At 33.3% G+C, this 24,374-nt stretch carries 23 protein-coding genes and 1 other RNA gene; 11 read left to right on the top strand and 13 right to left on the bottom strand.

Annotated features, from left to right (window positions below; all coding sequences use genetic code 11):
- Positions 1 to 89 precede the first annotated feature (89 nt).
- Both CKV65_RS06750 and CKV65_RS06745 read right to left on the bottom strand, forming a co-directional pair.
- Positions 90 to 1,262 carry an FprA family A-type flavoprotein gene (locus tag CKV65_RS06750; RefSeq protein ID WP_027889446.1) on the bottom strand — a complete coding sequence of 391 codons (1,173 nt, stop codon included), beginning with the start codon at positions 1,260 to 1,262 and terminating at the stop codon, positions 90 to 92.
- Positions 1,263 to 1,366: 104 nt separating this feature from the next.
- Positions 1,367 to 2,704 (bottom strand): SGNH/GDSL hydrolase family protein, encoded by a 1,338-nt coding sequence (locus CKV65_RS06745; RefSeq protein WP_027889447.1) that lies wholly within the window; start codon positions 2,702 to 2,704, stop codon positions 1,367 to 1,369.
- A gap of 303 nt (positions 2,705 to 3,007) precedes the next feature.
- Between CKV65_RS06745 and rpsT the strand changes: the two genes are divergently transcribed.
- A complete protein-coding gene (rpsT, locus tag CKV65_RS06740; protein WP_027889448.1) occupies positions 3,008 to 3,274 on the top strand; it encodes a 30S ribosomal protein S20 in 267 nt (88 codons plus the stop codon).
- A 75-nt stretch (positions 3,275 to 3,349) separates the two neighbouring features.
- On the opposite strand, the gene CKV65_RS06735 is transcribed toward rpsT, so the two are convergent.
- The gene (locus CKV65_RS06735) at positions 3,350 to 3,724 is read right to left on the bottom strand and encodes a methylglyoxal synthase (RefSeq protein ID WP_027889449.1); all 375 of its coding nucleotides are present in this window, start codon (positions 3,722 to 3,724) and stop codon (positions 3,350 to 3,352) included.
- A gap of 233 nt (positions 3,725 to 3,957) precedes the next feature.
- On the opposite strand from CKV65_RS06735, the gene ffs reads away from it, so the two are divergent.
- From ffs to CKV65_RS06705, 6 genes are all read left to right on the top strand, one after another.
- Positions 3,958 to 4,057, top strand: an RNA gene (gene ffs, locus CKV65_RS06730) — signal recognition particle sRNA small type.
- Positions 4,058 to 4,127: 70 nt separating this feature from the next.
- The gene (gene dnaX / locus CKV65_RS06725) at positions 4,128 to 6,074 is read left to right on the top strand and encodes a DNA polymerase III subunit gamma/tau (RefSeq protein ID WP_027889450.1); all 1,947 of its coding nucleotides are present in this window, start codon (positions 4,128 to 4,130) and stop codon (positions 6,072 to 6,074) included.
- 59 nt (positions 6,075 to 6,133) lie between these two features.
- Complete coding sequence (locus tag CKV65_RS06720; protein WP_027889451.1) at positions 6,134 to 6,457, top strand: YbaB/EbfC family nucleoid-associated protein; 324 nt, start codon at positions 6,134 to 6,136, stop codon at positions 6,455 to 6,457.
- Positions 6,457 to 7,053 (top strand): recombination mediator RecR, encoded by a 597-nt coding sequence (gene recR / locus CKV65_RS06715; protein ID WP_027889452.1) that lies wholly within the window; start codon positions 6,457 to 6,459, stop codon positions 7,051 to 7,053. The genes CKV65_RS06720 and recR overlap by 1 nt, the downstream gene beginning before the upstream one ends.
- A 30-nt stretch (positions 7,054 to 7,083) precedes the next feature.
- Complete coding sequence (locus tag CKV65_RS06710; RefSeq protein WP_027889453.1) at positions 7,084 to 7,335, top strand: pro-sigmaK processing inhibitor BofA family protein; 252 nt, start codon at positions 7,084 to 7,086, stop codon at positions 7,333 to 7,335.
- 123 nt (positions 7,336 to 7,458) lie between these two features.
- Entirely contained in the window at positions 7,459 to 8,241 is a 783-nt protein-coding gene (locus tag CKV65_RS06705) for a zinc ribbon domain-containing protein (RefSeq protein WP_231922648.1), read from the top strand.
- A 55-nt stretch (positions 8,242 to 8,296) separates the two neighbouring features.
- Here the strand turns inward: CKV65_RS06705 and CKV65_RS06700 are convergent, their stop codons facing one another.
- The 10 genes from CKV65_RS06700 to CKV65_RS06655 form a co-directional block, all read right to left on the bottom strand.
- Complete coding sequence (locus CKV65_RS06700) at positions 8,297 to 9,190, bottom strand: IS3 family transposase (protein WP_157738453.1); 894 nt, start codon at positions 9,188 to 9,190, stop codon at positions 8,297 to 8,299.
- Positions 9,145 to 9,657, bottom strand: coding sequence for a helix-turn-helix domain-containing protein (locus tag CKV65_RS06695; RefSeq protein WP_095197701.1), 513 nt, complete (start codon positions 9,655 to 9,657; stop codon positions 9,145 to 9,147). Before CKV65_RS06695 ends, CKV65_RS06700 begins: the two co-directional genes overlap by 46 nt.
- Positions 9,658 to 9,730: 73 nt before the next feature.
- Positions 9,731 to 10,747 carry a DNA polymerase III subunit delta gene (gene holA, locus CKV65_RS06690; protein ID WP_027889897.1) on the bottom strand — a complete coding sequence of 339 codons (1,017 nt, stop codon included), beginning with the start codon at positions 10,745 to 10,747 and terminating at the stop codon, positions 9,731 to 9,733.
- A 60-nt stretch (positions 10,748 to 10,807) separates the two neighbouring features.
- The gene (locus tag CKV65_RS06685; RefSeq protein WP_027889896.1) at positions 10,808 to 13,189 is read right to left on the bottom strand and encodes a DNA internalization-related competence protein ComEC/Rec2; all 2,382 of its coding nucleotides are present in this window, start codon (positions 13,187 to 13,189) and stop codon (positions 10,808 to 10,810) included.
- Complete coding sequence (locus tag CKV65_RS06680) at positions 13,186 to 13,776, bottom strand: helix-hairpin-helix domain-containing protein (protein ID WP_231922646.1); 591 nt, start codon at positions 13,774 to 13,776, stop codon at positions 13,186 to 13,188. The genes CKV65_RS06685 and CKV65_RS06680 overlap by 4 nt, the downstream gene beginning before the upstream one ends.
- An 11-nt stretch (positions 13,777 to 13,787) precedes the next feature.
- Positions 13,788 to 14,858 carry a tetratricopeptide repeat protein gene (locus tag CKV65_RS06675; protein ID WP_036254536.1) on the bottom strand — a complete coding sequence of 357 codons (1,071 nt, stop codon included), beginning with the start codon at positions 14,856 to 14,858 and terminating at the stop codon, positions 13,788 to 13,790.
- Between the two features lie 26 nt (positions 14,859 to 14,884).
- Entirely contained in the window at positions 14,885 to 15,547 is a 663-nt protein-coding gene (locus tag CKV65_RS06670) for a ComF family protein (RefSeq protein ID WP_036254534.1), read from the bottom strand.
- A 20-nt stretch (positions 15,548 to 15,567) separates the two neighbouring features.
- Positions 15,568 to 17,733, bottom strand: a complete 2,166-nt coding sequence (recD2, locus tag CKV65_RS06665) for an SF1B family DNA helicase RecD2 (RefSeq protein ID WP_027889893.1) — start codon at positions 17,731 to 17,733, stop codon at positions 15,568 to 15,570.
- A gap of 245 nt (positions 17,734 to 17,978) precedes the next feature.
- Positions 17,979 to 19,916, bottom strand: coding sequence for an ABC-F family ATP-binding cassette domain-containing protein (locus CKV65_RS06660; RefSeq protein ID WP_027889892.1), 1,938 nt, complete (start codon positions 19,914 to 19,916; stop codon positions 17,979 to 17,981).
- 31 nt (positions 19,917 to 19,947) lie between these two features.
- Positions 19,948 to 21,405, bottom strand: coding sequence for an LCP family protein (locus tag CKV65_RS06655; protein ID WP_027889891.1), 1,458 nt, complete (start codon positions 21,403 to 21,405; stop codon positions 19,948 to 19,950).
- 299 nt (positions 21,406 to 21,704) lie between these two features.
- Between CKV65_RS06655 and CKV65_RS06650 the strand changes: the two genes are divergently transcribed.
- The 4 genes from CKV65_RS06650 to CKV65_RS06635 all read left to right on the top strand — a co-directional run bounded on the left by CKV65_RS06650 (position 21,705) and on the right by CKV65_RS06635 (position 24,348).
- Positions 21,705 to 21,992 carry a zinc-ribbon domain containing protein gene (locus CKV65_RS06650; RefSeq protein ID WP_027889890.1) on the top strand — a complete coding sequence of 96 codons (288 nt, stop codon included), beginning with the start codon at positions 21,705 to 21,707 and terminating at the stop codon, positions 21,990 to 21,992.
- Between the two features lie 99 nt (positions 21,993 to 22,091).
- Complete coding sequence (locus CKV65_RS06645; protein WP_027889889.1) at positions 22,092 to 22,883, top strand: basic amino acid ABC transporter substrate-binding protein; 792 nt, start codon at positions 22,092 to 22,094, stop codon at positions 22,881 to 22,883.
- Between the two features lie 93 nt (positions 22,884 to 22,976).
- Positions 22,977 to 23,642, top strand: coding sequence for an amino acid ABC transporter permease (locus CKV65_RS06640; RefSeq protein WP_027889888.1), 666 nt, complete (start codon positions 22,977 to 22,979; stop codon positions 23,640 to 23,642).
- Entirely contained in the window at positions 23,629 to 24,348 is a 720-nt protein-coding gene (locus CKV65_RS06635) for an amino acid ABC transporter ATP-binding protein (RefSeq protein WP_027889887.1), read from the top strand. The genes CKV65_RS06640 and CKV65_RS06635 overlap by 14 nt, the downstream gene beginning before the upstream one ends.
- Positions 24,349 to 24,374 lie beyond the last annotated feature (26 nt).

Raw genomic sequence — 24,374 nt, 5'->3', positions numbered from 1 at the left:
ATAGGTATTTATTTATAAGAAAAGATTAAGATATAAGTCAAAGGTTTTCATATACTTATATCTTAATCTTAATTTATTTTAATATCGGATTATAATTTTTCGATAATACTGTTGTAAATATTATCAAGGTCTTCATCGGTTGGTTGATTAGCAATACGAATCATATCATGGAAAATATCAAAACCAATTTCTTCTAATTCTTTTTGTACAAGAGCAATACTTTGTCCGCCCCAACCATAAGAACCGAAAGCTAAAGCTTTGCGATTGCTTTTTTTCGGTGTAAGTCCTTTTAAATAACATAAGAAAGCTGCAACATTAGGCATCATATTATTATTGAGTGTCGGTGAACCAACTGCGATGTATTCGCTATCGAGAAAATCTGTAACGATATCAGAATAATGAACGACTTTTAAATCACAATATTTAGTGGAAATGCCTTTGGCATTAAAAGCTTCACCGATAGTTTTAGCGATTAATTCTGTAGAATGCCACATGCTATCGAAGACAACGAGAGCTTTATGTTCATCAGCTTCAAAGTTACTCCATTTATTATAAAGGTCTAAAATATCTTTTATATGGCTACGCCAACTAATACCGTGACCTGTTAAAATCATTTCAATATCAAGATTAGCTACAGTTTTTAAAGTTGTTTGAGCTTGACGACCGTAGAGCATTAAAATATTGGCATAATATTTTTTAGCTTCATGCATCAAAATAGAATAGTCAAATTCATCATCAAAACGTTCATTTGTAGCTAAATGTTGACCAAAACCATCATTGGAGAAGAGAATTTTTTCTTCTGGGCAATAAGTAACCATGCTGTCTGGCCAATGAAGCATAGGAACAGGAACAAATGTCAAATTACGTTTGCCGATATTGAGAGTATCACCAGCTTTTACACCGTTATAAGAATGTTCACCGCAGAATTTAGCTATGTTTTTTAAACCATTTGGTTGGCTGACGAAAATTTGTGCATTTGGGCAGTATTGTAAAATATCATTCATGGAACCAGAATGGTCAGCTTCTAAATGGTTGCAAACTATATAGTCAATTTTTGCTGGGTCAATAACGGAAGAAATACGAGAAAGAATTTCAGCAGAAAATTCTTTTTTAGTTGAATCGATTAGAGTGATTTTATCATCGATGATTAAATAAGCATTATAAGTGCTACCGCGACCGGTTTCATAGCCATGAAAATTGCGAACAGACCAGTCAATTGCACCAACCCAATAAATATTGTCACGTATTTGTATAGCTTTCAAAATATTTTCCTCCTAAAACAATATTATATTTGGATACGAATGTACAGTAATATATATCAATTATTATACAATCTGAAGATTATAATTACAATATATAATAGGAACTATTTCTCAATAAATTGAGAGATATTATCATTGATTGCTTGGGCATAAATTTTTTTTGTTGGAATATCACCATGAAGTCCATCCATGCCGTAGTACGTTGGCAAAATAGCAGGGCTATTTAAAGCAGCAGCAGCATCGATATGAGGTTGGGTACGAATAAATTTATTTACGATATTGAGATTTCTTTGCCAAACGGGTGATGTGTTTTCATCGAAGACTTTTTTTATATTTTCAGGATTTATAGGCGCTAAGGTTAAAAATATAGGTGTAATATTATTTTCATAACATTTTTCTCGAATGGCTATTAAGTCTTCAATAACATTTTCGGCTGGAATACCAGCGCGTAAACTATTTGTTCCACCCATGATTAAGAGATATTGTGGATGAAATGGTACTACATCTGTATCGAAGCGTTTGACCATGGTTTCGCTAGTATCTCCGCTACAAGATAAATTAATCGTAGGAAAATCAAGATAATAAGCATAGCTGTATTCCCAATCAGCAGGGCCGAAGGATAAATGACCACCACCGTGACTTATACTATCGCCAAAAATACCGATTTTCCAGTTGTCATTAGGATTGTTTTCAAATGTTTGTGCATCACTGTAAACACCGACTGGATTATTATCATCATCAAGACCACGTACGCGCCAATAATATTTACCGATACGAGCTTTAGGGTCATAATAATCACATAAATTAGTAATGGCAGAAAAAATGCGGTATTTAGAAGGTGTAGTTCCATTGGGATTTTCTGGTGGTCGGTCAGTTACTTCAATTTCAAATTGCGTTGCATGAGCGTTGGGAATAAAAGCGTATACAGGATAAAGGAGTGTTGTTCCATTTTCTTTATTATAAGTGACATGAGGTAGTGGTGAATTCATGCTAGAAGGTGCATCTGTAGCGTATAAGGTTTCTAATTTAGAAAAAGAAGAGATAGGATTGCCATCGATATCCATAGAACGAACGCGCCAGTACAAAGGTTTTTTATTTAAATATTCTGGAGCTATATCTTTTAAATCAATTTGATATGCATTTGTATAAATTGAAGCGGTATAATATAAATGGTCTGATGATAAATCATCATTGGAAAGATTTTCTGGTACAGTGTCAAACAATTCTAATTCATAATAAACAGCATTTAAATCTTTATTCCATTCTAAAAGAGGAGCTGATGAAGCAGGAATTTCAGCAGAAAAATGTGATAAAGCTACTATTTTTGAACTAGAAGGTGGAACAGGTTCATTTTGTTCAAAAGATGGATTGTTGCTTGAATTATAAGTATGAAGGTATAAAGCAAGTATAATTAAAATGAATAGATAAAGAAATTTTTTCATAAATAAAACACCTTTTTATAGTAAATTTTATGTATTTTTATTGTAATGATTAATAAGCACTATATTAGTTGTTATTTTATTAATGCAAGATAAATTATAAACATTGTAGTGTAGTACAAGTCAAGCAAAAAAATAATTTTAAGGGATTTGTATTAAAGACTAGATTTTTTAGTATGATTTGTGATAAAATATATATCGTTTCCGACTATAAATATGTAGTATTTAGGGCGGATTGTATTGCAATTTGCATTATTACGTGATAAACTATTTTGGTACAATTATAATGATGAAAGGGTGAATTTCTTGCCAAACATTAAATCTTCTATCCTCAGCGTAAAAACAGATGCTCAGCGTCGTGCAAAAAACGTTTCTGCTAAATCTGCTATCAAAACTGCTTCCCGCAAAGTTTTAGATGCTGTTGCTGCTGGCAATGCAGAAGAAGCAAAAGCATTACTTGCAATCGCTTGTAAAAAAATAGACCAGGCTGCTGCTAATAGATTATTCCATAAAAACTGTGCAGCTCGCCGTAAATCTCGTTTAGCTCGCCGAGTAAACAGCTTAAGCAAATAATTTGCAAAACAAAGTAAGGACTGATTTCTAAATGAAAGCAGTCCTTTTTCGTTTTTATATGATATTTTAAATAGATTAAAGTTTTTCAGCAGCGTATTTAATTAAAATATGAGCGCTTTTTCTATTAGTAGCGAGTGGAATATTGTGTACGTCACAAATGCGAAGAAGTGCATTGATATCTGGTTCATGTGGTTGAGCATTGAGTGGGTCACGCATGAAGATTACATAATCGACTTTTTCTGTTGCAACCATAGCGCCGATTTGTTGGTCACCGCCGAGTGGACCGGACATCATAGTTTCAACATTGAGATGATATTTTTCGTTGATTAAAGTACCAGTAGTGCGAGTAGCAACTAAATGAAAATTTTTGAGTGTTTCAAGATGATTGCCAACAAATTCGAGCATTTCTTCTTTTTTTTGGTCATGGGCAATTAATGCGATTGTTTTCATAAATAAACACCTACTTAATATGATATTCCTTCTAATGGTTACAAAGAAGAGGAATACAGCAGTGTTTCTTTGTACCCATTGAAAATAAACTTAAACGATATTTTTAGTATAAACTATTTAATTTTTAAGGTAAAGTAAAATTATGGTAAATAATTTATATAACTGTGCTTGTCATAAATATGATATTGTGCTAAAATATCATCTGATAACAGTTTCTCATGTAAGACGGCGGTATTTGGGTCTCGCGCAATGGAGACTCATGAACCCCGCCAGGTCCGGAAGGGAGCAACGGTAAGTGATAATCTTCATGTGCCGTGAGGGCGCCTAAGTACCGTCTTCTTACCTGAGAAGCTGTTTTTTTGTATGCAAAAATAGATATACATTCAGGAAGGAGTGGTTATTTATGGTTTATATGGCACTTTATCGTAAATGGAGACCGCGAGATTTTTCAGACCTCATAGGACAAGAGCATATAACTAAAACATTGTCTAATGCTATTGTAAATGGTAAAGTAGCTCATGCATATTTATTTGCAGGTCCACGTGGTACAGGTAAAACGAGTACCGCTAAAATTTTAGCAAAGGCATTGAACTGCGAGCATGGGCCAACGCCATCACCATGTAATAAATGTGTATGTTGCCAAAAAATAAATGACGGCTCTTTTATGGATGTTTTTGAAATAGATGCGGCTTCAAATCGCGGTATTGATGAAATTCGTGATTTGCGTGAAACTGTAAAATTTGCTCCAGTAGATGGCAGATACAAGGTTTATATCATAGATGAAGTGCATATGCTTACGACAGAAGCTTTTAATGCTTTGCTAAAAACTTTAGAAGAACCACCAGCTCACGTTGTATTCATCTTAGCTACGACAGAAGTACATAAAGTACCGATAACAATTCAGTCGCGTTGTCAGCGTTATGATTTTAAGCGAATAACAAAAGAAGATATTTTAAATCGATTAATATACATTACAGAAGAGATGGATATTAAAGTCACAAAAGAGGCTTTAGAAGTAATCGCTGTGCAAGCTGATGGCGGTATGCGTGATGCACTAAGCTTACTTGACCAATGCTTGGCTTTTGCTAAAGATGAACTCACGACTGATGAAGTGAAAAAAGTTTTAGGTTTAGTAGGGCATAATTGGATTTGGCAAATAACAGATTTTTTAGCGCAAAAAGATAGTGCATCAATTTTGACAACCTTAAATGATGTCATTGCTCAAGGTAAAGAAATAAAACAACTGTTAAATGAATTTGTATTGCATTTGCGTTCAATTCTTTTGTACAAAGCGACTAATAAGATGTTAAATCTCGATATGTATTTGGAAGATGAAGCTGTTTTACAAAGACAAGTAGCGCTTTTTACACATGAACAGATAATCGCAATGATACAAAAGGTGCATGAAGCGATTAATGAATTAAAATGGGCTTTACAACCGAGAATAACGGCAGAAGTTTTATTTTTAAAATTGTGCTGGCAAGATGAAAATATTGTTTCAAGTGAAAAAAATATAGAGGCAAAAACTCAGCAATATTCAAATGTTGATATGCCTATGATGACAAATCAAGCGTCTAGCACTAAAATTACAGCATTAGAACAACAGATAGCGCGCCTTGATAGAATTGTCAAAGCTTTGAGTAGTCAAGTGGCAGCTCTTAACGAAAAGCAACAATCTGTAGCAAATACTAATATGAATGCGCCGACTCCAGTGCAAGTTCCAATAAAACAAAATACTTTTGTAAATGAATTGCAAAATAAGCCGTCAACTCAAACGGCAGTTGAGCAAGATGGTGCAGCTATGCCACTGCAAAATGTTGATGTTACAGCGATTTGGCAAAATGTATTGGCGGGGCTCAATGCTCGAAGAAAAAAAGTTGTCGTTGCTTGTGTGAATAGAGCTGTTCCATATCAAGTGGTGAATAATCAATTCTTCATTCATTTTGATAGCCCGTTTTTGCAGGCACGTACGGAAAAAGAAGATTATCGAAAATTAATCGAGTCTGTTTTATATGATGTTACAGGACATAATTTGCGTCTTGTCTGCACATGTAAAGATGTTGTAGCAGTAGCAACACCTGCACAGGTATCATCACCTTCTCCAGCAAAGCCTAAACCTATTAAAGTAAATTCCCCTTCTGTGCCAATTCCGATGATTGAAAGAGAACCTGTCATACCGCAAGGTGATTATCAAGATGATATACCAATGCCAACGGATGATGATTATAGCAGCGTGGGGGATAGTGATATAGATTATGGTGAATTGACAGAGGAAAATAAACATACTTTAGAAACGGCAATGGAAATTTTTGGAGGAAAAATAATTCCAGAAGATGAAATGAATAATTGACGATTGTACTATATTTTGATACTCTAATTAGAGAAAAATTTTTAATGGAGGTTTATCGAATGTTTAATCAAGGTAATATGGCCGGCATGATGAAAAAAGTTCAGAAAATGCAGGCTGATATGAAAAAAATGCAGGATGAACTCAAAAAGAAAACTGTAGAAGTAAGCGTTGGTGGCGGTGTTGTTAAAGTCGTTATGAACGGTGAAAAACAAATGCAGTCTCTTGTTATTGATAAAGCAGCAGTTGACCCGGATGATGTAGAAATGTTGCAAGACCTCATTTTATCTGCTGTTAATCAGGCAATGGTTAAAGTTGATGAAATGATGGCTAGTGAAATGAACAAACTGACAAGTGGACTTAAATTACCACCAGGATTATTTTAATGAGATATATTGAGCCTATGGCTAAGCTGATAGAACACTTTCGGGCCTTGCCGGGAATTGGTTCCAAAACGGCTGTACGCTTAGCATATCATATTTTAGACATGGAGCCTGCCCAAGCAAAAGCCTTGGCGCAGGCTATTATTGAAGCTAAAGAAAAAATTGGCTATTGTAGCATTTGTTTTAATTTAACAGATACAGACCCATGTGCGATTTGTTCATCGCCAGCGCGTGACCATTCTACTATTTGCGTGGTAGAACAGCCTAAAGATGTTGTAGCGATGGAAAGAATGCGCGATTATAAAGGTGTATATCATGTACTACATGGAGCATTATCACCGATAGAGGGAATTGGCCCTGAAGATATTAAGGTTAAAGAATTATTGACTCGCCTTTATGATGAAAATGTAAAAGAAGTAATCATGGCTACAAATCCTAATATTGAAGGCGAAGCTACAGCTATGTATATAGCAAAGCTGTTAAAACCTCTTGGAATAAAAGTAACGCGTATTGCACACGGTTTGCCTGTCGGCGGAGATTTAGAATATGCTGATGAAGTTACGCTTGCAAAGGCTATTGAAAATCGCCGCGAAATGTAATTTATTGACAAGGATTGTGAACGAGGTAAAATGATAGAATCATCGTTAGTCGTAGCCTTTTTTGTAGGGCTATTTATTTTATGTATAATAACGAAAGTATTTTCTTTGCCATTACAATTATTGTGGAAATGTATTTATAACAGTGTTATAGGTGCAATCGTATTATATGTGATAAATTTTTTAGGGATTGTTTATATACCTATTAATTTTATAACGGCATTTATCGCAGGTATGTTTGGTATACCAGGTGTATTAGTACTTGTGATATGGGCTTTATTATAGACTGCAAAAAGCAGTCTTTTTTTATTATTTAAGTGGTTAATTGATTATTTGTTTTAGTTATGTTAAAATAGCTATTGTTTAGATAATAAAAAACTATTTAAAATTTTTTTGAAGTGAGAGTGTATGATATTGAATTTAAAAAAAATCTTAGCTATTGTAATGGTTTTTGTTTTTGCCTTTAGTGGAATTGGCATGGCTAAAGCTAAAGTTGGCGGTGGCGGAATGAAAGCACCTACAACAACAAGCAAATCCATGGTACCATCAACACAATCTAAATCGACTACTCCTAGTAGTTCAAGTAATTCTGCGCCAAAGACTAATGCAGCAGATACAAATAAATCTAATGCGACAACAAATTCCAATACGACAAATTCTACTAATAATACAACAAGTAATGCGACAAATAATACAGCTAATAAAACAAATACTACAACAAATTCTACAGCTACACAGCAACAATCTGGTAGCCGTTGGGGTAGTGCTCTTAGAAATATCGGTTTATTCGCTGGTGGTATGTTCTTAGGTAGTATGCTCAGCAGTATGTTCGGCATGGGCGGTTTTATGGGTGATGTACTTGGCTTGATTGCAAATGTAGTGCTTATCGGTATTGTAGTCATGGTAATCATGGCTGTATATCGTAAATTTTTCGGCAAGAAAAATGAAGGCAATGCATATGCTTCTAGTCGATATGATGAAAATAATATTCGTTGCAGTAATTGTGGTTGGGTTTGCCCAGATAGAAACAATCCACCAAAATTCTGTCCAGAATGTGGCAATCGTATGAATGGTGGTAATGGTGATAGTGGATATAATCAATATCAGAATGAACAAGATGCACAGTATCAAGAACCATCTTCGCATAAAATCATTGATATAACGCCACCAAAAGATAAAGATAAATTCTAAAAAACAAAGACTCATGGATTGATTTGATATGCACCCAAAATATTGGACATATTAATTAAGCTACTAATTGAGACTTAGTTCTGTATTCTACGGGACTAAGTCCTTTTAGTTTTATCTTTATCCGTTTTGTATTATAATATTTTATATAAGATTTTAACTCTTTTATAAAATCTTCAACGGATTTAAATTTTTTTAAATAGAACAATTCGCTTTTTAGCAAACCAAAGAAATTTTCTATTACGGCATTATCTAAGCAGTTTCCTTTTCGGCTCATGCTTTGGATAATGCCTTTTTCTTTTAATAACTCCTGATATTTTCTATTCTGATACTGCCATCCTTGGTCTGAATGTAGAATTATCCCTTTTGTTTCTTTTATCTTTCTTGTTGCATCTTCTACCATATCTAATACTTGCTTTAGTATTGGTCTTTTTGATATTTTATAACTTATTATTTCTCCGTTATATAAATCTATTATTGGTGATAAGTATATTTTTTCATTACATAATGCAAATTCTGTTATATCTGTTGCCCATTTTTCGTTTGGTTTTGATGCTTTGAAATTTCTATTTAATATATTTTTAGCTATTTTCCCTTCTTGCCCTCTATACGATTTATATTTCTTTGCTCTTACTTTGCATGTTAAATTTTCTTTTTTCATCAATCTCATAACAACTTTATGATTGACTTTTATTCCTTGTTTATGCAGCTGCAAAGTTACTCTTCTATATCCATATCTTCCATGATTTTTATTACAAATATTATGAATTAATGTTTTTAATCCTTTATATTTATCTTCTCTAGATAATTTTTTTAATGCATCATAATATGTGCTTTTAGCTAATTTTGTATAGTTTAATAGGGCTTTTAGAGTATATTTTTTCCTTAATTTAGCAATTACTAGAACTAGTGTTTTCCTTCCTTTTCCCATTGCTTCATTAAGGCATGCCACTTTTTTAATAGGTCATTTTCCATCCTTAATTGATAAACTTCTTGTTCCAATTGTTCAACATAAGAAAGTTCTTTTTTAGGTTTGTTAACCTTATTTTTAGATTTAGATTTTTTCATAGATGGTCTACCTCGTTTCTTAGAAATTAAGCCAGAAAATCCATAAGAACTATACAACTTTTCCCATGTAGAAATTGTACCAGTATTAGGAATGGAAAATTTGGCTGCTGTTTGATTTAATGATAAATGATGTAGCCATTTATATTCAATAACTTTTTGCTTAAAGATAGGAGTATATTTACGATTTTTATGAAGAAGTTGTGAAATGCCACCATTTTCATAATGAAATATCCATCTGCGAAGAGAAGCTGTATTTGGCATGTTTAGAATTTTAGCTACATGATAAATAGAATCTCCTTTTAAAACCATTTTAATTGCTTTAACTTTAAATTCATTTGAGTATTTAGTCATAAAAAAACTGCACCTCCAAAAGTTGTTTTTTTGTCCAACTTTTGGGGTGCAGTTCAATTTCCATGAGTCTTTTTTATTGGCAAAATTCAATTAAAATATTTTCGATTAAAGCAGGTTCATTTGAGCCTGTTTTTAATTTATAATCGGCAATAGCTAATTTGTGCAATGTGCGTTCAATACATTGCAGTGAAAAATTATTTGCCTGTTTTACGATTTTTTCAGTAATGAATGGATGAAGCTTTAAAGTAGAAGCGATTTGTTTTACGTTTTGACCTTCTGATAAATAGATTTTGACTTGCCAAAGCTGGCGTATTTGTCGTACGAGAAAGGCGAGCAAACGAAGTGGATGCACTCCAGAAGATTGCTGTATTAAAAACAATTCTAAAGCGATTGAGATGTTTTTTTCGCACAAGCTATCCCAAAGCCTAAATGCAGAAATCTCTGGAATGGTGGAAAATACATTTTCTAGTGTTTGGCGATTTATGAATTTATCGTCAGTGTACAGGGTTAATTTCACAAGTTCTTGGTCTAAAAAACCGAGAGAAATTTTATCCATGGATTTAACGGCTTCAATGAAATAAGCATAAGCTTCTCTATCAAAGCGCAAATTTAATTCATGCAAACGCGCGTTGAGCCAATCGTTTATATTCCAATAGTTTAATGTCTCACATTCAATAATAGAGCCGTATTTATCGATACTTTTAAATAATTTGCGCCGTTTGTCTATTTTATTTTTATGGTAACGCAAAATCAATATGCTGTACTCGGGTAAAGTCGGTAAATAATTGATGAAATCCTGTTCATCGCGCTTATCTTTTTCGGATAATTTATCTTGAAATATTTTTAAATCATTGGCTATAATGATGTTTTTTTCACTGAAAAATGGTGAACTATCGAGTGCTTGCAAGAGTGCTTTCATATCGCTAGAAGTGTCAAAATACTGTATAGCTTCGGAGTCATTTTGAGGATTGACGATAGAAAGCAGTGTTTTTAAAAATTTTTCTGCAAGATACGTTTCTTCACCGTAGATTAAATATATGGGAGATATTTTTTTTCGTTGAAGTTGTTTTAATGCCTCAGTGTATTTCATAAAAAATCCTTTCTATCAAAAATTTAATAGCATGATTTATCTATTAGCATGATACCATAATTAATTGAATGTATCTATTTTTAATTTATAGCCATCAGTAGAAAATACGATAGCGCCATTTATATCCGTTCGATAAATAGGAATGTTTAATTTATTTAAACGCTCGATAATTTGAGAGCTAGGGTGGTTAAAGCTATTGTATTTACCTACACAAATCACAGCAAATTGGGGATTTACAGCTTGAAGAAATTCTAAACTAGAAGAGGTTTTTGAACCGTGATGTGCCACTTTTAAGATAGTTGATTGAAGGTTTTGGCATTCGTTTACAAGCTGTTGTTCTTGTCTTTGAGGTAAATCACCAGGAAATAATGCGGAAAAATTGTGATACGTTAATTTTAGTACATTTGAAGCTTCATTGCTAGAAGATGCGGAAGGATTTTCATTGGCGCGGAGAAATTTAAATTGAACATCATCTAATGTGAAATTCATATCAGTTTTAGCTATGATAGCTTGAGAGAGTAATTCACAATTAGGTGGAAGATTGAGCGTTTTTATATATTCTTCTGGAGGTTGATTGGCGATTATTAAATGATTGACAGGTATTTTTTGCATTATGGTATAAGTAGCTTCAGCGTGGTCAACATCAGCATGAGATAAGATTAAATAATCTAATTTTGTGATACCATAGTGGCGCAAATAAGGTAAATCTACTCGCAAGCCAATATCAAAATCAGAATTTACACTGCCACCTGTATCAATCATCACGGATTTTTTATTAGGCGTGATAATCAATATGCAGTCGCCTTGTCCAACATCGATAAAATGTATTTCTAAAGGTTGCGGTTTAAAAACAAAATACATAGTTAAGACAAAAGAACTTAAAAATATCATATAGCAAATAATTTTATATCTGTGTAAAAATTTTATCCAAAATTTAGCTAAGGATTTATTAAATATGTTAAATAAAACTAGATAGTAAAGAAAAATACATATAAAGGGAAATGTAGGAAAATAAACCGAAGCAAATGGCATTTTAGCTAAATGCAGGGTAAAAATATTGCTGATGCCTAAGATTAAGCTAGATAAGATAAAGAGAATTTTAGCCATGATAGGAATAAAGATTACAAGGCAAGCGATGAGGCTTAAAATTATGATGAATTCTAAAATAGGAACTGCTATGATATTAGCGATTAAACTACTTAGAGATAATGAGTTAAAATACCAAGCTATTAAGGGAAGTGTCATTATTTGTGCACTTAGGGTAAGTGATAAATTATCGGCTAAAAAACATGGCAGAAAATAAAGTTTTTGTCGAATTTTAGACATTAAATAGACAAGCCCTGCTGTAGAGGCAAAAGAAAGTTGAAAGCTGATGTCAAATAGTAATAGAGGATTGATTAATAGCATGATAAGCGCTGTAATGCTCAATAGATTAGAGGCTTCATGAGATTTTTGTAAGCTCAAAGCTATGGCAGTGAGTATTCCCATGACTGTAGCACGCATTACAGGTGCAGAAAGACCGCAGATAAATGCATAAAATGATATGATGATGATTAATAAAGTGATGTTTATAAAACGGGGTAAACGGCATAATTTACCTAAACTAAGCAAGAATCCAGCGATTAGGCTGACATGAGAACCAGAAACAGAAAGTATATGAATTATGCCTGTTAGAGAAAAAGCTTCTAATAGTTCAGCTGGAATGTTGGCATAACCGCCGAATACCATAGCGTAAATCATATAGGCATCATCTTCGGGCATAGTATTTAATAATTTATCTAAAATATGTTTTTTTATATCAATGCTAAATTTTTTAAAATTGAAATCGTTGTTTGCTTTAAGGATTTGCATATCAGCTTTGCCCAAAGAGATAAAACCATAAATTCCTTGGGATTGAGCACGAAGTTCGCTATTGATTAAGCCAGGGTTATGATAGCCGTGAATTTTGCGTATTGTTCCTGCTGTAGAGACGATATCGCCGATTTGAGCTATTGAATTTAAATCATCTTGTTTTTTATAGATATAAATTTTGCCCGTAGTATTTTGTGCCTGTTTTTGCCAAAATACTGTTTGAACATCAACGATATAGGTAATATGATAAATTTTTTGTTCATCTTGTTTGATGATTGGCTCTTCACAGATTGTACCTTCAATCGTGGCTGTTTTATTTTCATAATTGATGATGTTATTAGGTGAAGGTGAAAGGGCAAATATTCCAGAAAGGTAACCGAGTAGGGTAAAGATGATTAAAAATGGGATAAAAGTCAAATCGTGTTTTTTTAATATAAAAATAAAGGCAATGAAAAAATTAACAATAAGTAATAAAAAAAGGCATTTTTGAGGCAGAATGTATTTTTCTGCGCCAAAAACGCCTAAGCTATAACAAAATATTAAACTGTTTAAAAATAATAAAGGGTATTGCCCATATCGTATCTTTATCATATCTGTATCCTACTTTGCATTTTAGAAAATTTAGCTTCACCGATACCACGTACATTTTTAATATCTTCAATTGAGTTGAATTGTCCGTTCGTTTCGCGGTATTCAATGATTTTATCGGCAGTGGCAGGGCCAACACCTGGAAGGGTATCGAGTTCCTCTTTGCTAGCGGTGTTGATATTTACCATAGTTGTGTTTTGAATAGATTTATTATTATTATTTTCGTTTGAATTTGTATTATTATCAGTTTTATCATTTTGATTTTGTGATAAAGCTGATATTTTTATCTGCATACCATCAGTTACTTTTTGCGCTAAATTTACACTGTTTTTATCTGCAAGTGGTGTAAAATCGCCGCAAGCTATTATGGCATCTTTTATGCGACAATTACTATCAAGTGTTATGACTCCAGGTGAATTGACTTCGCCACTTACATATATTGTGACTTCATCATTTACAGGTATATTTTCTGTAATATCAGTAGAAGGTGTTTCAATGGTTTTTTCTTTATTAGTAAATTGGTTATAAAAAACTCCACCACCTGAGATTAGAGCAATGAGCAGTAAAATACATAACGATTTTTTGTACATGGGCATATATATCATTCACTTTCTAGATTGCGACATTTTTGGATTAAATCCAAAACGGCAAAATCTTTTACAGCAATATCTTCTAAAGTATTTAATGCTGCTTTATATTCTCCATTTTGACATAATAAATAACCGAGATTTTTTAGGATAATATCATTTTCATCATCAAGTAAGAGGGCTTGTCTTAATAAAAATAGAGCTGAATTTAGATTATTGTGCTTGCGGAAAACGTCCGCTAAATAATTAAACAGCCAGATTTTCTTTTTATAAGATAAAACTTGTTTCATGATAGCGGAAGTGATTTCTTCGGCTGAGCTATTTAGGATTTTTTGAGTATCTTCTTGATTTACGGATTGCATATCCCAAATATGATTTAAAAGAGAGTTTAATTGTGAATTACTTGGTATGTTTTGTGTTGATGTTGGCATGATAGTCCCTTCGATTTGAACAGGTTGAATGGATTGAGTTGTTTCTTTATCAACCTGTTGTGTATTTTTTAAAATATGACGGCGTTTTCTTTGATAGTCATTTAACAAAGGACAACGGCGTGCTAATTTATCGGCTTTAAATATTTTTTTTAGACGATTGATTATATAATCAAGTTTCTGGTAATCTTCTTCGCTTTTGATTTCGACTTTTTGTGAAAATAATTGATTGATTATAGTGAGAACTTCTTCTTTTTTTCCTTGTTGAAGAAATATTTGAGCTTTTAATAAGAAGCCCTTACAATTTTTAGGTTCTGCAGTTTGAAATTTCTGTATCCATTTAAGGCTACGAGTGTAATCGTTCATTAGAAAATAGATATCAGCTAATTCATAAAAAGTATAATTATCAGCATATTTTTTTTCAAAAATAGTACTGAAACAGGAAAGTGCTTCTGCATAGAGTTTTTTTGCTTTAAATTGATGAATTTCTTCCCAAAGGATATCTTTTAATGATTTTTCAGCTGTAGTAGTTGTCGTTTGAGCTGAATTTGGTTTAATTGAAGTGTATTCATTGCTAAATACGGTAAATTTTGAAAATGTTGAAGCGGGTGAAGTGTTTGTATTTGGTTGAAACCATTTGCGGCGGATTTTTTTCAAATAAATACCTCCTTTCAAAATAGCGGTTAATCATCAGCATTACTAGCTAAAACAAGACCGCATACTTTAATTGCACCATTTTCTTTTAGTGTTTTGGCGCAATTTTTTAATGTGCTTCCTGTGGTGAAGATATCATCAAGCAATAAACATTTGCAATTTTTTACGGATATATTATCTTTTAAAATAAACGCATCTTGTAGATTTTGATTGCGCTCCGTGGAATTTAATTGAAATTGCGATTTTGTATTTTTGGTGCGGATTAATATATCAGTATAGGGTAAATTATGTGTTTTAGCCCATGGCTTAAATATTTTATCCACCTGATTAAAACCACGTTTTTTCAATTTTGCTTCATGAAGTGGTACAGGAATTATAAAATCAAAATCAGATATTTGCCATGGCATATCTACATTGTTTACTAAAGTATGAATATATGGCAAGGTGGAAAAATCATTTTTATACTTTAATTCGTGGATTAAATCTTTAAGTCCTTTATCATATTTACCTATGGTTATAATTGGTGAAATATATTGGCGGACAGCAATATCGTATGCGAGATTTTTATTGCGCATGATTTCTAAAAGACAACTATGGCACCATTGCCCTTCTTTTTCTACATAGCAATGGCAAGAAGGACAACGGCTTGGAAATAAAAATTGTGTTATTGCTTGATAAATTGAATTTAACAAAAGCAAAATCTCTTTTCATATTAAGATAATTTATGTGCCAATCTTTCAGCAAGTAGGGTATATCTTTTCTGTGTTCGATTATTTTGAACAGCTGTCGTCAATGCTTTTTTTGAACCGAGTAAAATGACTTTTTCTTTTGCTCTAGTTATAGCTGTATAAAGCAGATTGCGCTGTAACATAATATAATGGCTTACAGATAGAGGCATTATGATGATTTTGTATTCACTGCCTTGACTTTTATGCACACTAGAAGCATAGGCGAGCGTAAGCTCGTTTAATTCGTTTTTAGCGTAAGATACATTATGGTCGAGATATTCGACAGATATATTATCGTTGTTTATCGCGCGAATAAAACCGATATCACCATTGAAGATATTTTTTTGGTAATTGTTGCGAATGTGCATGACTTTATCTCCTGTGCGGAAAATTTGTGCCCCCGATTTTATCTCATTTTTATCATCACTTGCAGGATTTAAAGTTTGTTGTAAAAGTAAATTTAAATTTTCAACGCCACAAGTAAAGCGGTGCATAGGTGATAAAATCTGTACATCAGTTAAGATATTGTATCCTTCTTTAGGTAAGATATCTGTACATAATTCGAGAATTTTTTTATTGATGAGTTCATCATTGTCAATTTCGTAGAAGATGAAGTCATCGTATTGCTTGCGAATATCAGGTAAACGACCAGCATTGATGATATGGGCATTTTGAATAATCATGCTCGTTTGTGCTTGGCGGAAGATTTCATTTAGCTCAATAGAAGGAATGACTTTGCTGCGGATTATATCTTTTAAAACAGAACCAGGACCAACAGCTGGTAATTGGTCGATATCGCCGACTAAAATTAAACGACAACCATCAGGAACTGCATTTAAAAAATGGTGCATCAATGCGATATCCACCATAGAAACTTCATCTAAAATGATGGCATCGGCATCTAATTGGTCATCGATATCTTTGGAAAAACCGAGTTGAGGTGAATTCGTATCAGATAAATTATTAGCTTCTAATAAGCGGTGGATAGTTAAAGCTTTTCTGCCTGTTGTTTCGCTGAGCCTTTTAGCGGCGCGACCTGTCGGTGCAGCAAGACGAATTTTTAATCCCTGTGCATTTAAGATTGATAAAATTCCTTTTATTACTGTAGTTTTACCAGTACCAGGGCCACCTGTCAATACAAATACACCATGGTGAAGACAGGCTTTTACTGCTTCTTGTTGTTTTTGTGCTAAATGTATGTGATTTTCCTTTTCCCATACTTTAATGAATAGATTGATATTGTCTTCGTCGAGATTTTTACTGCTTTGTTTTAGTTCTAATAATCGTTTTGCTACTTTTTTTTCTGCATAGTAAAGATATGGCGGGTAAATTAGAAGTTCGCCACCGATTGTTTCTGTATTTAAGCTTTCATCTTTAATGCGTTGATTTAATACTTGATGAACGGAATTTGTTTCCAATTGTAAAATTTTAGCCGTTTTAGTGACTAGTGTCATTTCGGGAACACAGCAGTGACCATTTGCGCAAAGTTGCATTAAAGCATAGTCAATCCCTGATGAAATGCGTTTGAAATCGTCTTTTTGAACACCGAGATTAAAAGCAATTTTATCAGCTGTGAGAAAACCGATACCGTCGATATCTTGAAATAGGCGATATGTATCTTTTTCCATGATATCTATAGCAAATGAACCGTATTTAGCAAAAATTTTACCTGCATATGTGCTTGAAATACCATGATTTTCTAACCATACCATTATTTCAGTAAGTTCACTTTGTTCTTTATAGGAAGAGGCAATTTTTTCAGCCGTTTTTTGACCGATACCAGCTACTTTTAATAATTCTTTAGGTGATGATAATACATCAAGTGTTTTTTCACCAAATTTAGCCACAATGCGCTTTGCCATAGCAGGGCCAATGCCAGAAATCGCACCGGAAGCGAGAAATTTTTCAATGCCAGATGCTTCTATTGGAGCGACGATTTTAAAAGAATTGGCTTTAAATTGTTGACCGAACTTTGGATGTTGTGTCCAGTCACCATTGATTTCTAATAATTGCCCAATCAGTGGAGCCATGCCATTTAAAATGACAGTTATTTTTGTCGAGCGTTTTTCAGGTGTTAGTTTTAATACAGTAAAACGGTTATCATTGCTAGCAAAAATAATATTGTCTACTGTTCCACGTATGTTTTCCATAAAAATCCTTCTCTTAAGTTTATTGTATTATCTGATTTTATATATAATCTTTGTGGTTTTATACGGATAAAGCCATAAAGCGTTTATTTCAAAATATTGAGGAAAATAAAACAATAATTAATCTGTATTTTTAATAAAAGTATTATTGTTTTAGGGTATATTTTAAAGCCATAGAATATTTTATATTGCATTTGTTAATAAAATATAAAGCAAATATAAAACTTCTATGGCTGTATATTAAATATTTATTTTGCCGATAATTGGTCAGTTAATTTTTCCCATTCTTGATATTTGTCGTCGAGTTCTTGTTCTTTTTGAGCGTATGCTTGAGCTATTTCATGACTCTTTTTCGGGTCTTGTTGTAATATAGGGTCATTCATTTGGTATTCAAGTCCCTTTAATTCAGCTTCAAACATGGCAATAGTTGCTTCACAGCGTTGGATTAACATAGTGAGTTTATCTGTACTCAGTACAGCATAATTAGTTTTAGAACGAGAAGTTTCTTTTTTTGGTGCAGTTGGTACAGCTTTTTTTTCTGCTGTTTTCTTTGGTGCAGTAGCTTGTTGTTCTTCTAGTTCTTTTTGCATTTCTAATTTTTTTTCACGGTAATAGCTATAATCACCATTATATTGAGTTAATACACCATTTGATAATTCGCAAGTAAAATTAGTTACTTTATCTAAGAAATAGCGGTCATGTGATACGACGATAAATGTGCCAGGGAAAGCCATTATAGCTTCTTCGATGGCTTCTTTAGCAGGAATGTCGAGATGGTTAGTCGGTTCGTCGAGCACTAGGAAATTAGCACCGGTTAACATCAATTTTAAAAGTGCTAGGCGAGATTTTTCGCCACCGGATAAATCGCTTACGCGTTTATATACATCATCGCCTTTAAATAAAAATGAACCGAGACAGCTGCGAGCTTGTTCATCGTTTAAGCCGAAAGATGAAAGAATTTCATCAAAAACAGTGTTGGATGGAGTTAAACCTTCATGTTGTTGTGAATAATAACCGATTTTTACACGGCTACCAATTTTTATGCGGCCAGTAGGTGATTCTAATTCTCCGAGAATAAGGCGAAGTAATGTAGTTTTTCCAGCACCATTTGGGCCGACAATTGCAACACCATCACCGCGACGTATTAATAAAGATAGATGTTCAAAAATTTTGTGTGTATCAAAACTTACAGATACATCATCAAGTTCGAGTACGCGTTCAGCACATTCATCTGGTTTATGAAACATAAAGAAGTTAAATGAAGTTTTTGTTGGCGGTAAAATGATGCGTTCTAAGCGCTGTAATTGTTTTTCGCGACCGCGTGCTTGTTTTGCTTTAACGCCGGCTTTATAACGGCGAATAAATTCTTGTGTTTCACGAATGTGTTCTTGTTGCTTAGCGTATGCGGACTCCAAAGCAGCACGGCGTTGTGCTTTGACTTCCATTGCGGTAGTATAATTTCCGTCATATAAGACTGTTGTTTTATTATCTAAATCAAGAATTTTTGTTGCTACTTTGTCGAGAAAAAAGCGGTCATGCGAGATTAAGAGTACACCGCCTTTGTAACTGCTTAAAAATCCTTCAAGCCATTCAATCATTTCTATATCAAGATGGTTTGTCGGTTCATCGAGAAAAAGAAAATCAGGCTCACGCAAAAGTGCTTTAGCAAGGCAGATGCGAGTGCGCTGTCCACCGGAAAATAAAGAAGGGCTTTTATCAAAATCTTCTTCTTTAAAACCGAGACCAAATGCAACGCGACGCAAACGGCTTTCATAATCATAGCCACCGAGTTGTTCAAATCTATCGGAAATACGGCTGTAATCCTTCATCAATTCTTCCATTTGTTCATCAGTGGAAGCTTGTTCGATTTCTTTTTCAAGTTCTGTTTTCTGCACGCCTAAAGCTAAAATATCGGAAAAAGAGTCGAGTAATTCTTCATGAAGTGTTGCGTGTTTAAAGTCAAATTGTTGTTGCATATAGCCAATAGTATCAGCACTATCTATGCTGATACTACCATTATCATATTCTTCTAAGCCGAGTAAACAGCGCATTAAAGTTGATTTTCCTGCGCCGTTTGGACCTACAAAACCTATTTTATCGCCACGGGCTACATCAAAAGTTACATTATGAAATAATTCTTCTATACCGAAAGCTTTACCTAAATCTTTTATGCGTAAAATGCCCAAGTGAGTTCACGTCCTTAATTTCAGTATTGATTTATTTTTGATAGTCGAGACCTATATTTACTGTTGCTTGTCCTGGACTGCCACCTGACATAATTGTGCAGGTAAATGGCATACCATAAAAGCAATTTAATTCATTTTCATTAGCTGTGATGGTTGTGTGTTCACGCGATGAAGTATTACCTGTTTCAACGCTGGAGATTTTAAAGCCTTTATGTTTTAAGATATCAGCTACTTCAGCACCAGCTCCGTTTATACCACTGGAATTTATGACAAGTACAGTGATATCTTCATTTTTTACAGGAACAGGCTTTTCTTTTGCGTCTTTTTCTTCTGTAGAAGAGGTTTCTTCATCAGAATTATTGCCCATTTTTAATCCTTTTGGTAAGGATTTTTCATATTGAGTGATGGTTTGTTCTGTATCTTTTTGAGCTGCTTCATCAAGAGTTATATCCATATTTTGAGCAATGAGTTGACGTGTTTTGGCAATATCAGGTATCCAATAACTTATATCTTCTATATAAGCAGGTTTACCTGGAACCATTGTAGAATTTAGTCCATTTTGTTGAACTGTAGGTAGATCTGTCATTAGAGAAATCATTTTATCAATTGGCATATCTGTTTGAATTGCAGAAGAAATATTTTGAATGATTTCAGGTAATTTTGGAAGAATTGACGGAGAAATAATTTGACTCATAAAAGCTTTTATGAATTTTTGTTGGCGAGTAATTCGTCCGATATCCCCTTCGCCATCACGATAACGTACATACTGAATAGCTGTTTTTCCATCCATGTGTTGTTTGCCTGGATAAAGGTCGATTACAAGTCCCCCATCATCGTCCCAAGGGTCTTCATAGTACATTCTTTTTTCGACGTCAATATCTACGCCACCCACGGCATCAATGATTTTTTCAAAAGCATGGACATCTATCATTACATAATAATCTACGGGAACATTTAAAAAAGCTTCTACTGTTTTTTTAGTTAATTTATGACCGCCATAAGCGTAAGCGTGATTTATTTTATCATAATCATTTTTTTCAATATGAACACGAGTATCACGTGGTAAAGATAATAGTGAAGCTTTTTTATCTGCAGGATTATATGTAAGAACCATTAAAGTATCACTGCGACCAACATCATCAGCACGTCTGTCTACCCCCATTATCATTATATTTATAGCATTTGATTGCTGAGTGGTAACGGTAGGGGCAGCATCTTCATTATCATTTGTGTATAAATAATAAATTAAACCACCGATTAAAGCTACTAAGATGATGATGAGTGCAATTAAACGGTTGTAATTTTTTTTCTTAACATATTTTTTCTTAGGTGCAGAAGAATTTTTTTCAGAAGAGTGTTCTTCTTGCCACTTGCGACTTATCCACTCTGGAGTATCAGGCAAATCTAAAGTATTATCAGTATTATTTTCGTTAGAAATAGTGTTTGTTTCTGTTTTGTCGTTTGTGTCTATATCTGTTTTTTTGTCCAAGATAAAAAACTCCTAAATAATATAAGGTAAGCTAATTTTATTAACTTAGTTAGTATAACAAATATAAGGCATGTTTTCAATTTTCAATTTGTATTAATATTTATAAATATATCGTATAATAATTCAAAAACTAAGGCGTTTTTTTCGAGAATTATACAATTTATAAAATAAATTTTGCTTGATTTTTAATTGATAAACACTTATACTAAAAGCAGTAAACAGCTTTTTTGTTCTGACGTAGAATCATGTGCTTCTGGATAAAACGGCTTGGCTTAAATGAACCTTAAGGAGTTTTCTAAATGGATTTTCAAGACAAAACATTAGTATGTAAAGATTGTGGCAAAGAGTTTGTTTTTAGTGCAGGTGAACAAGCTTTTTATGCTGAAAAAGGATTTAAAAATGAACCGGCACGTTGCCATGAATGCCGTGATAAAAGACGTCGTGAACGTAATGGCGAAGGACAGCAACGTCAAATGTACACTGTAATATGTGCTGAATGCGGAAAAGAAACACAGGTTCCTTTTGAACCAAAAGGAGATCGTCCTGTTTATTGCCGTGACTGTTTTAATGCTAAACGTAATAAATAATTTGTCTTAACCGGCAAGGAGGCTCGGAAATTTCCGAGCCTTTTTTAAGGTTAAATGCAATAATAATTTATTAATATAAAAAAGAAAGGAAGTTACATAATGAGTAAAAAATTATTAACTTTATGTGCTCTTTGTATGTTCGCTGTAAGTGCACTTTTTGCTGGCTGTGGACAGAGTGGTTCTGATAAGGCAGCTTCAAGTGATGAAAAAGTATTACGTGTTGGTACGAATGCAGATTTTGCTCCATTTGAATTCCAAGATGAAAATGGTAGTACTGAATATCAAGGTTTTGATATGGATTTAATCAGAGCTGTAGCTAAAGAAATGGGTTATACAGCTGAAATTCAGAATGTTAACTTTGATGGTTTAATTCCTGCTATGGAATCTGGTAATATTGATATAATCGCTTCTGGTATGACTATTAATGACGAACGTAAAGGTCAGGTAGAATTCTCTGATCCTTATTATACTTCTGGTCTTACTATTGTTGTGCCAAAAGATAATAATGATATCAAAGGTTTTGCTGATTTGAAAGGTAAAAAAATTGCTGTACAAATTGGTACAACTAGCATGGAAGAAGCACAAAAAATTGAAGGTGCTGATGTAAAAGCTTTAAATAGTTCTGCTGATACATTCATGGAATTAAAAGCAGGTAATGTTGATGCTGTTATCAATGACCTTCCTGTAAATGATTATTACATTGCTAAAACTAAAGATACTGATGTAAAACGTTTAGATGATAAACTTACTTCTGAAGAATATGGTTTTGCAATGAAAAAAGGCAATACAGAATTAAAAGAAAAAGTAGATGCAGCATTAAAAACACTTAAAGAAAATGGTGAATATGACAAAATCTATGAAAAATGGTTTGGTACAAAACCTGCTAAATAATAGATTGTGTATTTGACATAGTAACCTATGAGGACACTGTCTGGTGGTCAGTGTCCTTTTTCTATAATAGAAGAAAGTGAGGAGGTTTTATTTTTGGATTTTAAATTTGATATTATTATCAATGCTTTTCCATTACTTATTGAAGGTGCTATTTTTACAATTCAAATTACAGCACTTAGTGTAGCAATTGGTATTATTATTGGTTTATTTGTTGGTGTTGCTCGTATTAGTAAAATAAAAATAGTTAAATGGTTAGCAGCTATTTATGTTGATTTTTTACGTGGAACTCCATTGTTGGTACAAATTTTCTTGATATATTTTGCTTTGCCAGTTTTGACAGGTATAAAAATGAATCCATTTGTAGCTGCTATTGCTGCTTGTAGTATTAATAGTGGTGCGTATGTAGCTGAAATTTTCAGAGCAGGTATACAATCTATAGATAATGGACAGATGGAAGCTGGTCGTTCTTTAGGTTTGTCATGGTTTCAAACAATGCGATATATAATTATTCCGCAAGCTTTTAAACGTGTAATACCACCATTAGGTAATGAATTTATTGCTTTATTAAAAGATTCATCATTAGTATCAGTTATTGGTTTTGAAGAATTGACACGTCGTGGTCAGTTAGTTATCGCTAGAACATATGCTTCATTAGAAATTTGGGTTTGTGTTGCTTTAATTTATTTAGTAATGACATTATCGATTTCTCGTTTTGTGGCATATTTAGAACGGAGGTACCAAATTGATGATAGAAATTAAAAATCTGCATAAATCTTTTGGACATGTAGAAGTATTAAAAGGTGTAGATGTTTCCATAGCAGAAAAAGAAGTAGTAGTTATTATAGGTCCAAGTGGTTCAGGTAAATCTACTTTACTTCGTTGTATGAATTATTTAGAAGAACCAACAAGTGGAGATATTACTGTGGATAATATGAAACTTGATAAACATGCTGACATTAATAAAATTCGTGAAAATATTGGCATGGTATTTCAACGTTTTAATTTGTTCCCACATATGACTGTGCTTGAAAATATCACACTTGCGCCAATGAAAGTACGTAAAATTTCTAAAAAAGAAGCAGTAGAAACAGCAATGGATTTATTACAACGTGTTGGATTAAAAGAAAAAGCCTCAGCTTATCCAAGTCAGCTTTCTGGTGGTCAACAGCAACGTGTTGCTATTGCTCGTGCTCTTGCTATGAAGCCTAAAGTTATGCTTTTTGATGAACCAACTTCAGCACTTGACCCAGAAATGGTTACAGAAGTTTTAGATGTTATGAAAAAATTGGCACAACAAGGCATGACAATGGTTGTTGTAACACATGAAATGGGTTTTGCTCGTGAAGTAGGTGACCGCGTATTATTTGTTGATGAAGGTCGTATTATAGAAGAAGGTACTCCAAAAGAAATTTTTGAAAATCCTAAGCAAGAACGTACAAAATTATTCTTGTCCAAAATTTTATAATGAAAAATCCTAATAAAATAGCTCAG

Source organism: Megamonas hypermegale (genome assembly GCF_900187035.1).
Lineage (GTDB): Bacteria > Bacillota > Negativicutes > Selenomonadales > Selenomonadaceae > Megamonas > Megamonas hypermegale.
Note: the sequence above shows the minus strand (reverse complement) of the source record. Positions and strands in the feature narration are given on the sequence as shown.

Excerpts from the sequence above, each read along its gene's own strand:
- CKV65_RS06745 (WP_027889447.1), bottom strand. The coding sequence starts at position 2,704 with ATGAAAAAATTTCTTTATCTATTCATTTTAATTATACTTGCTTTATAC.
- CKV65_RS06735 (WP_027889449.1), bottom strand. The coding sequence starts at position 3,724 with ATGAAAACAATCGCATTAATTGCCCATGACCAAAAAAAAGAAGAAATG.
- dnaX (WP_027889450.1), top strand. The coding sequence starts at position 4,128 with ATGGTTTATATGGCACTTTATCGTAAATGGAGACCGCGAGATTTTTCA.
- CKV65_RS06720 (WP_027889451.1), top strand. The coding sequence starts at position 6,134 with ATGTTTAATCAAGGTAATATGGCCGGCATGATGAAAAAAGTTCAGAAA.
- recR (WP_027889452.1), top strand. The coding sequence starts at position 6,457 with ATGAGATATATTGAGCCTATGGCTAAGCTGATAGAACACTTTCGGGCC.
- CKV65_RS06710 (WP_027889453.1), top strand. The coding sequence starts at position 7,084 with ATGATAGAATCATCGTTAGTCGTAGCCTTTTTTGTAGGGCTATTTATT.
- CKV65_RS06705 (WP_231922648.1), top strand. The coding sequence starts at position 7,459 with ATGATATTGAATTTAAAAAAAATCTTAGCTATTGTAATGGTTTTTGTT.
- CKV65_RS06695 (WP_095197701.1), bottom strand. The coding sequence starts at position 9,657 with ATGACTAAATACTCAAATGAATTTAAAGTTAAAGCAATTAAAATGGTT.
- holA (WP_027889897.1), bottom strand. The coding sequence starts at position 10,747 with ATGAAATACACTGAGGCATTAAAACAACTTCAACGAAAAAAAATATCT.
- CKV65_RS06685 (WP_027889896.1), bottom strand. The coding sequence starts at position 13,189 with ATGATAAAGATACGATATGGGCAATACCCTTTATTATTTTTAAACAGT.
- CKV65_RS06680 (WP_231922646.1), bottom strand. The coding sequence starts at position 13,776 with ATGTACAAAAAATCGTTATGTATTTTACTGCTCATTGCTCTAATCTCA.
- recD2 (WP_027889893.1), bottom strand. The coding sequence starts at position 17,733 with ATGGAAAACATACGTGGAACAGTAGACAATATTATTTTTGCTAGCAAT.
- CKV65_RS06650 (WP_027889890.1), top strand. The coding sequence starts at position 21,705 with ATGGATTTTCAAGACAAAACATTAGTATGTAAAGATTGTGGCAAAGAG.
- CKV65_RS06645 (WP_027889889.1), top strand. The coding sequence starts at position 22,092 with ATGAGTAAAAAATTATTAACTTTATGTGCTCTTTGTATGTTCGCTGTA.
- CKV65_RS06635 (WP_027889887.1), top strand. The coding sequence starts at position 23,629 with ATGATAGAAATTAAAAATCTGCATAAATCTTTTGGACATGTAGAAGTA.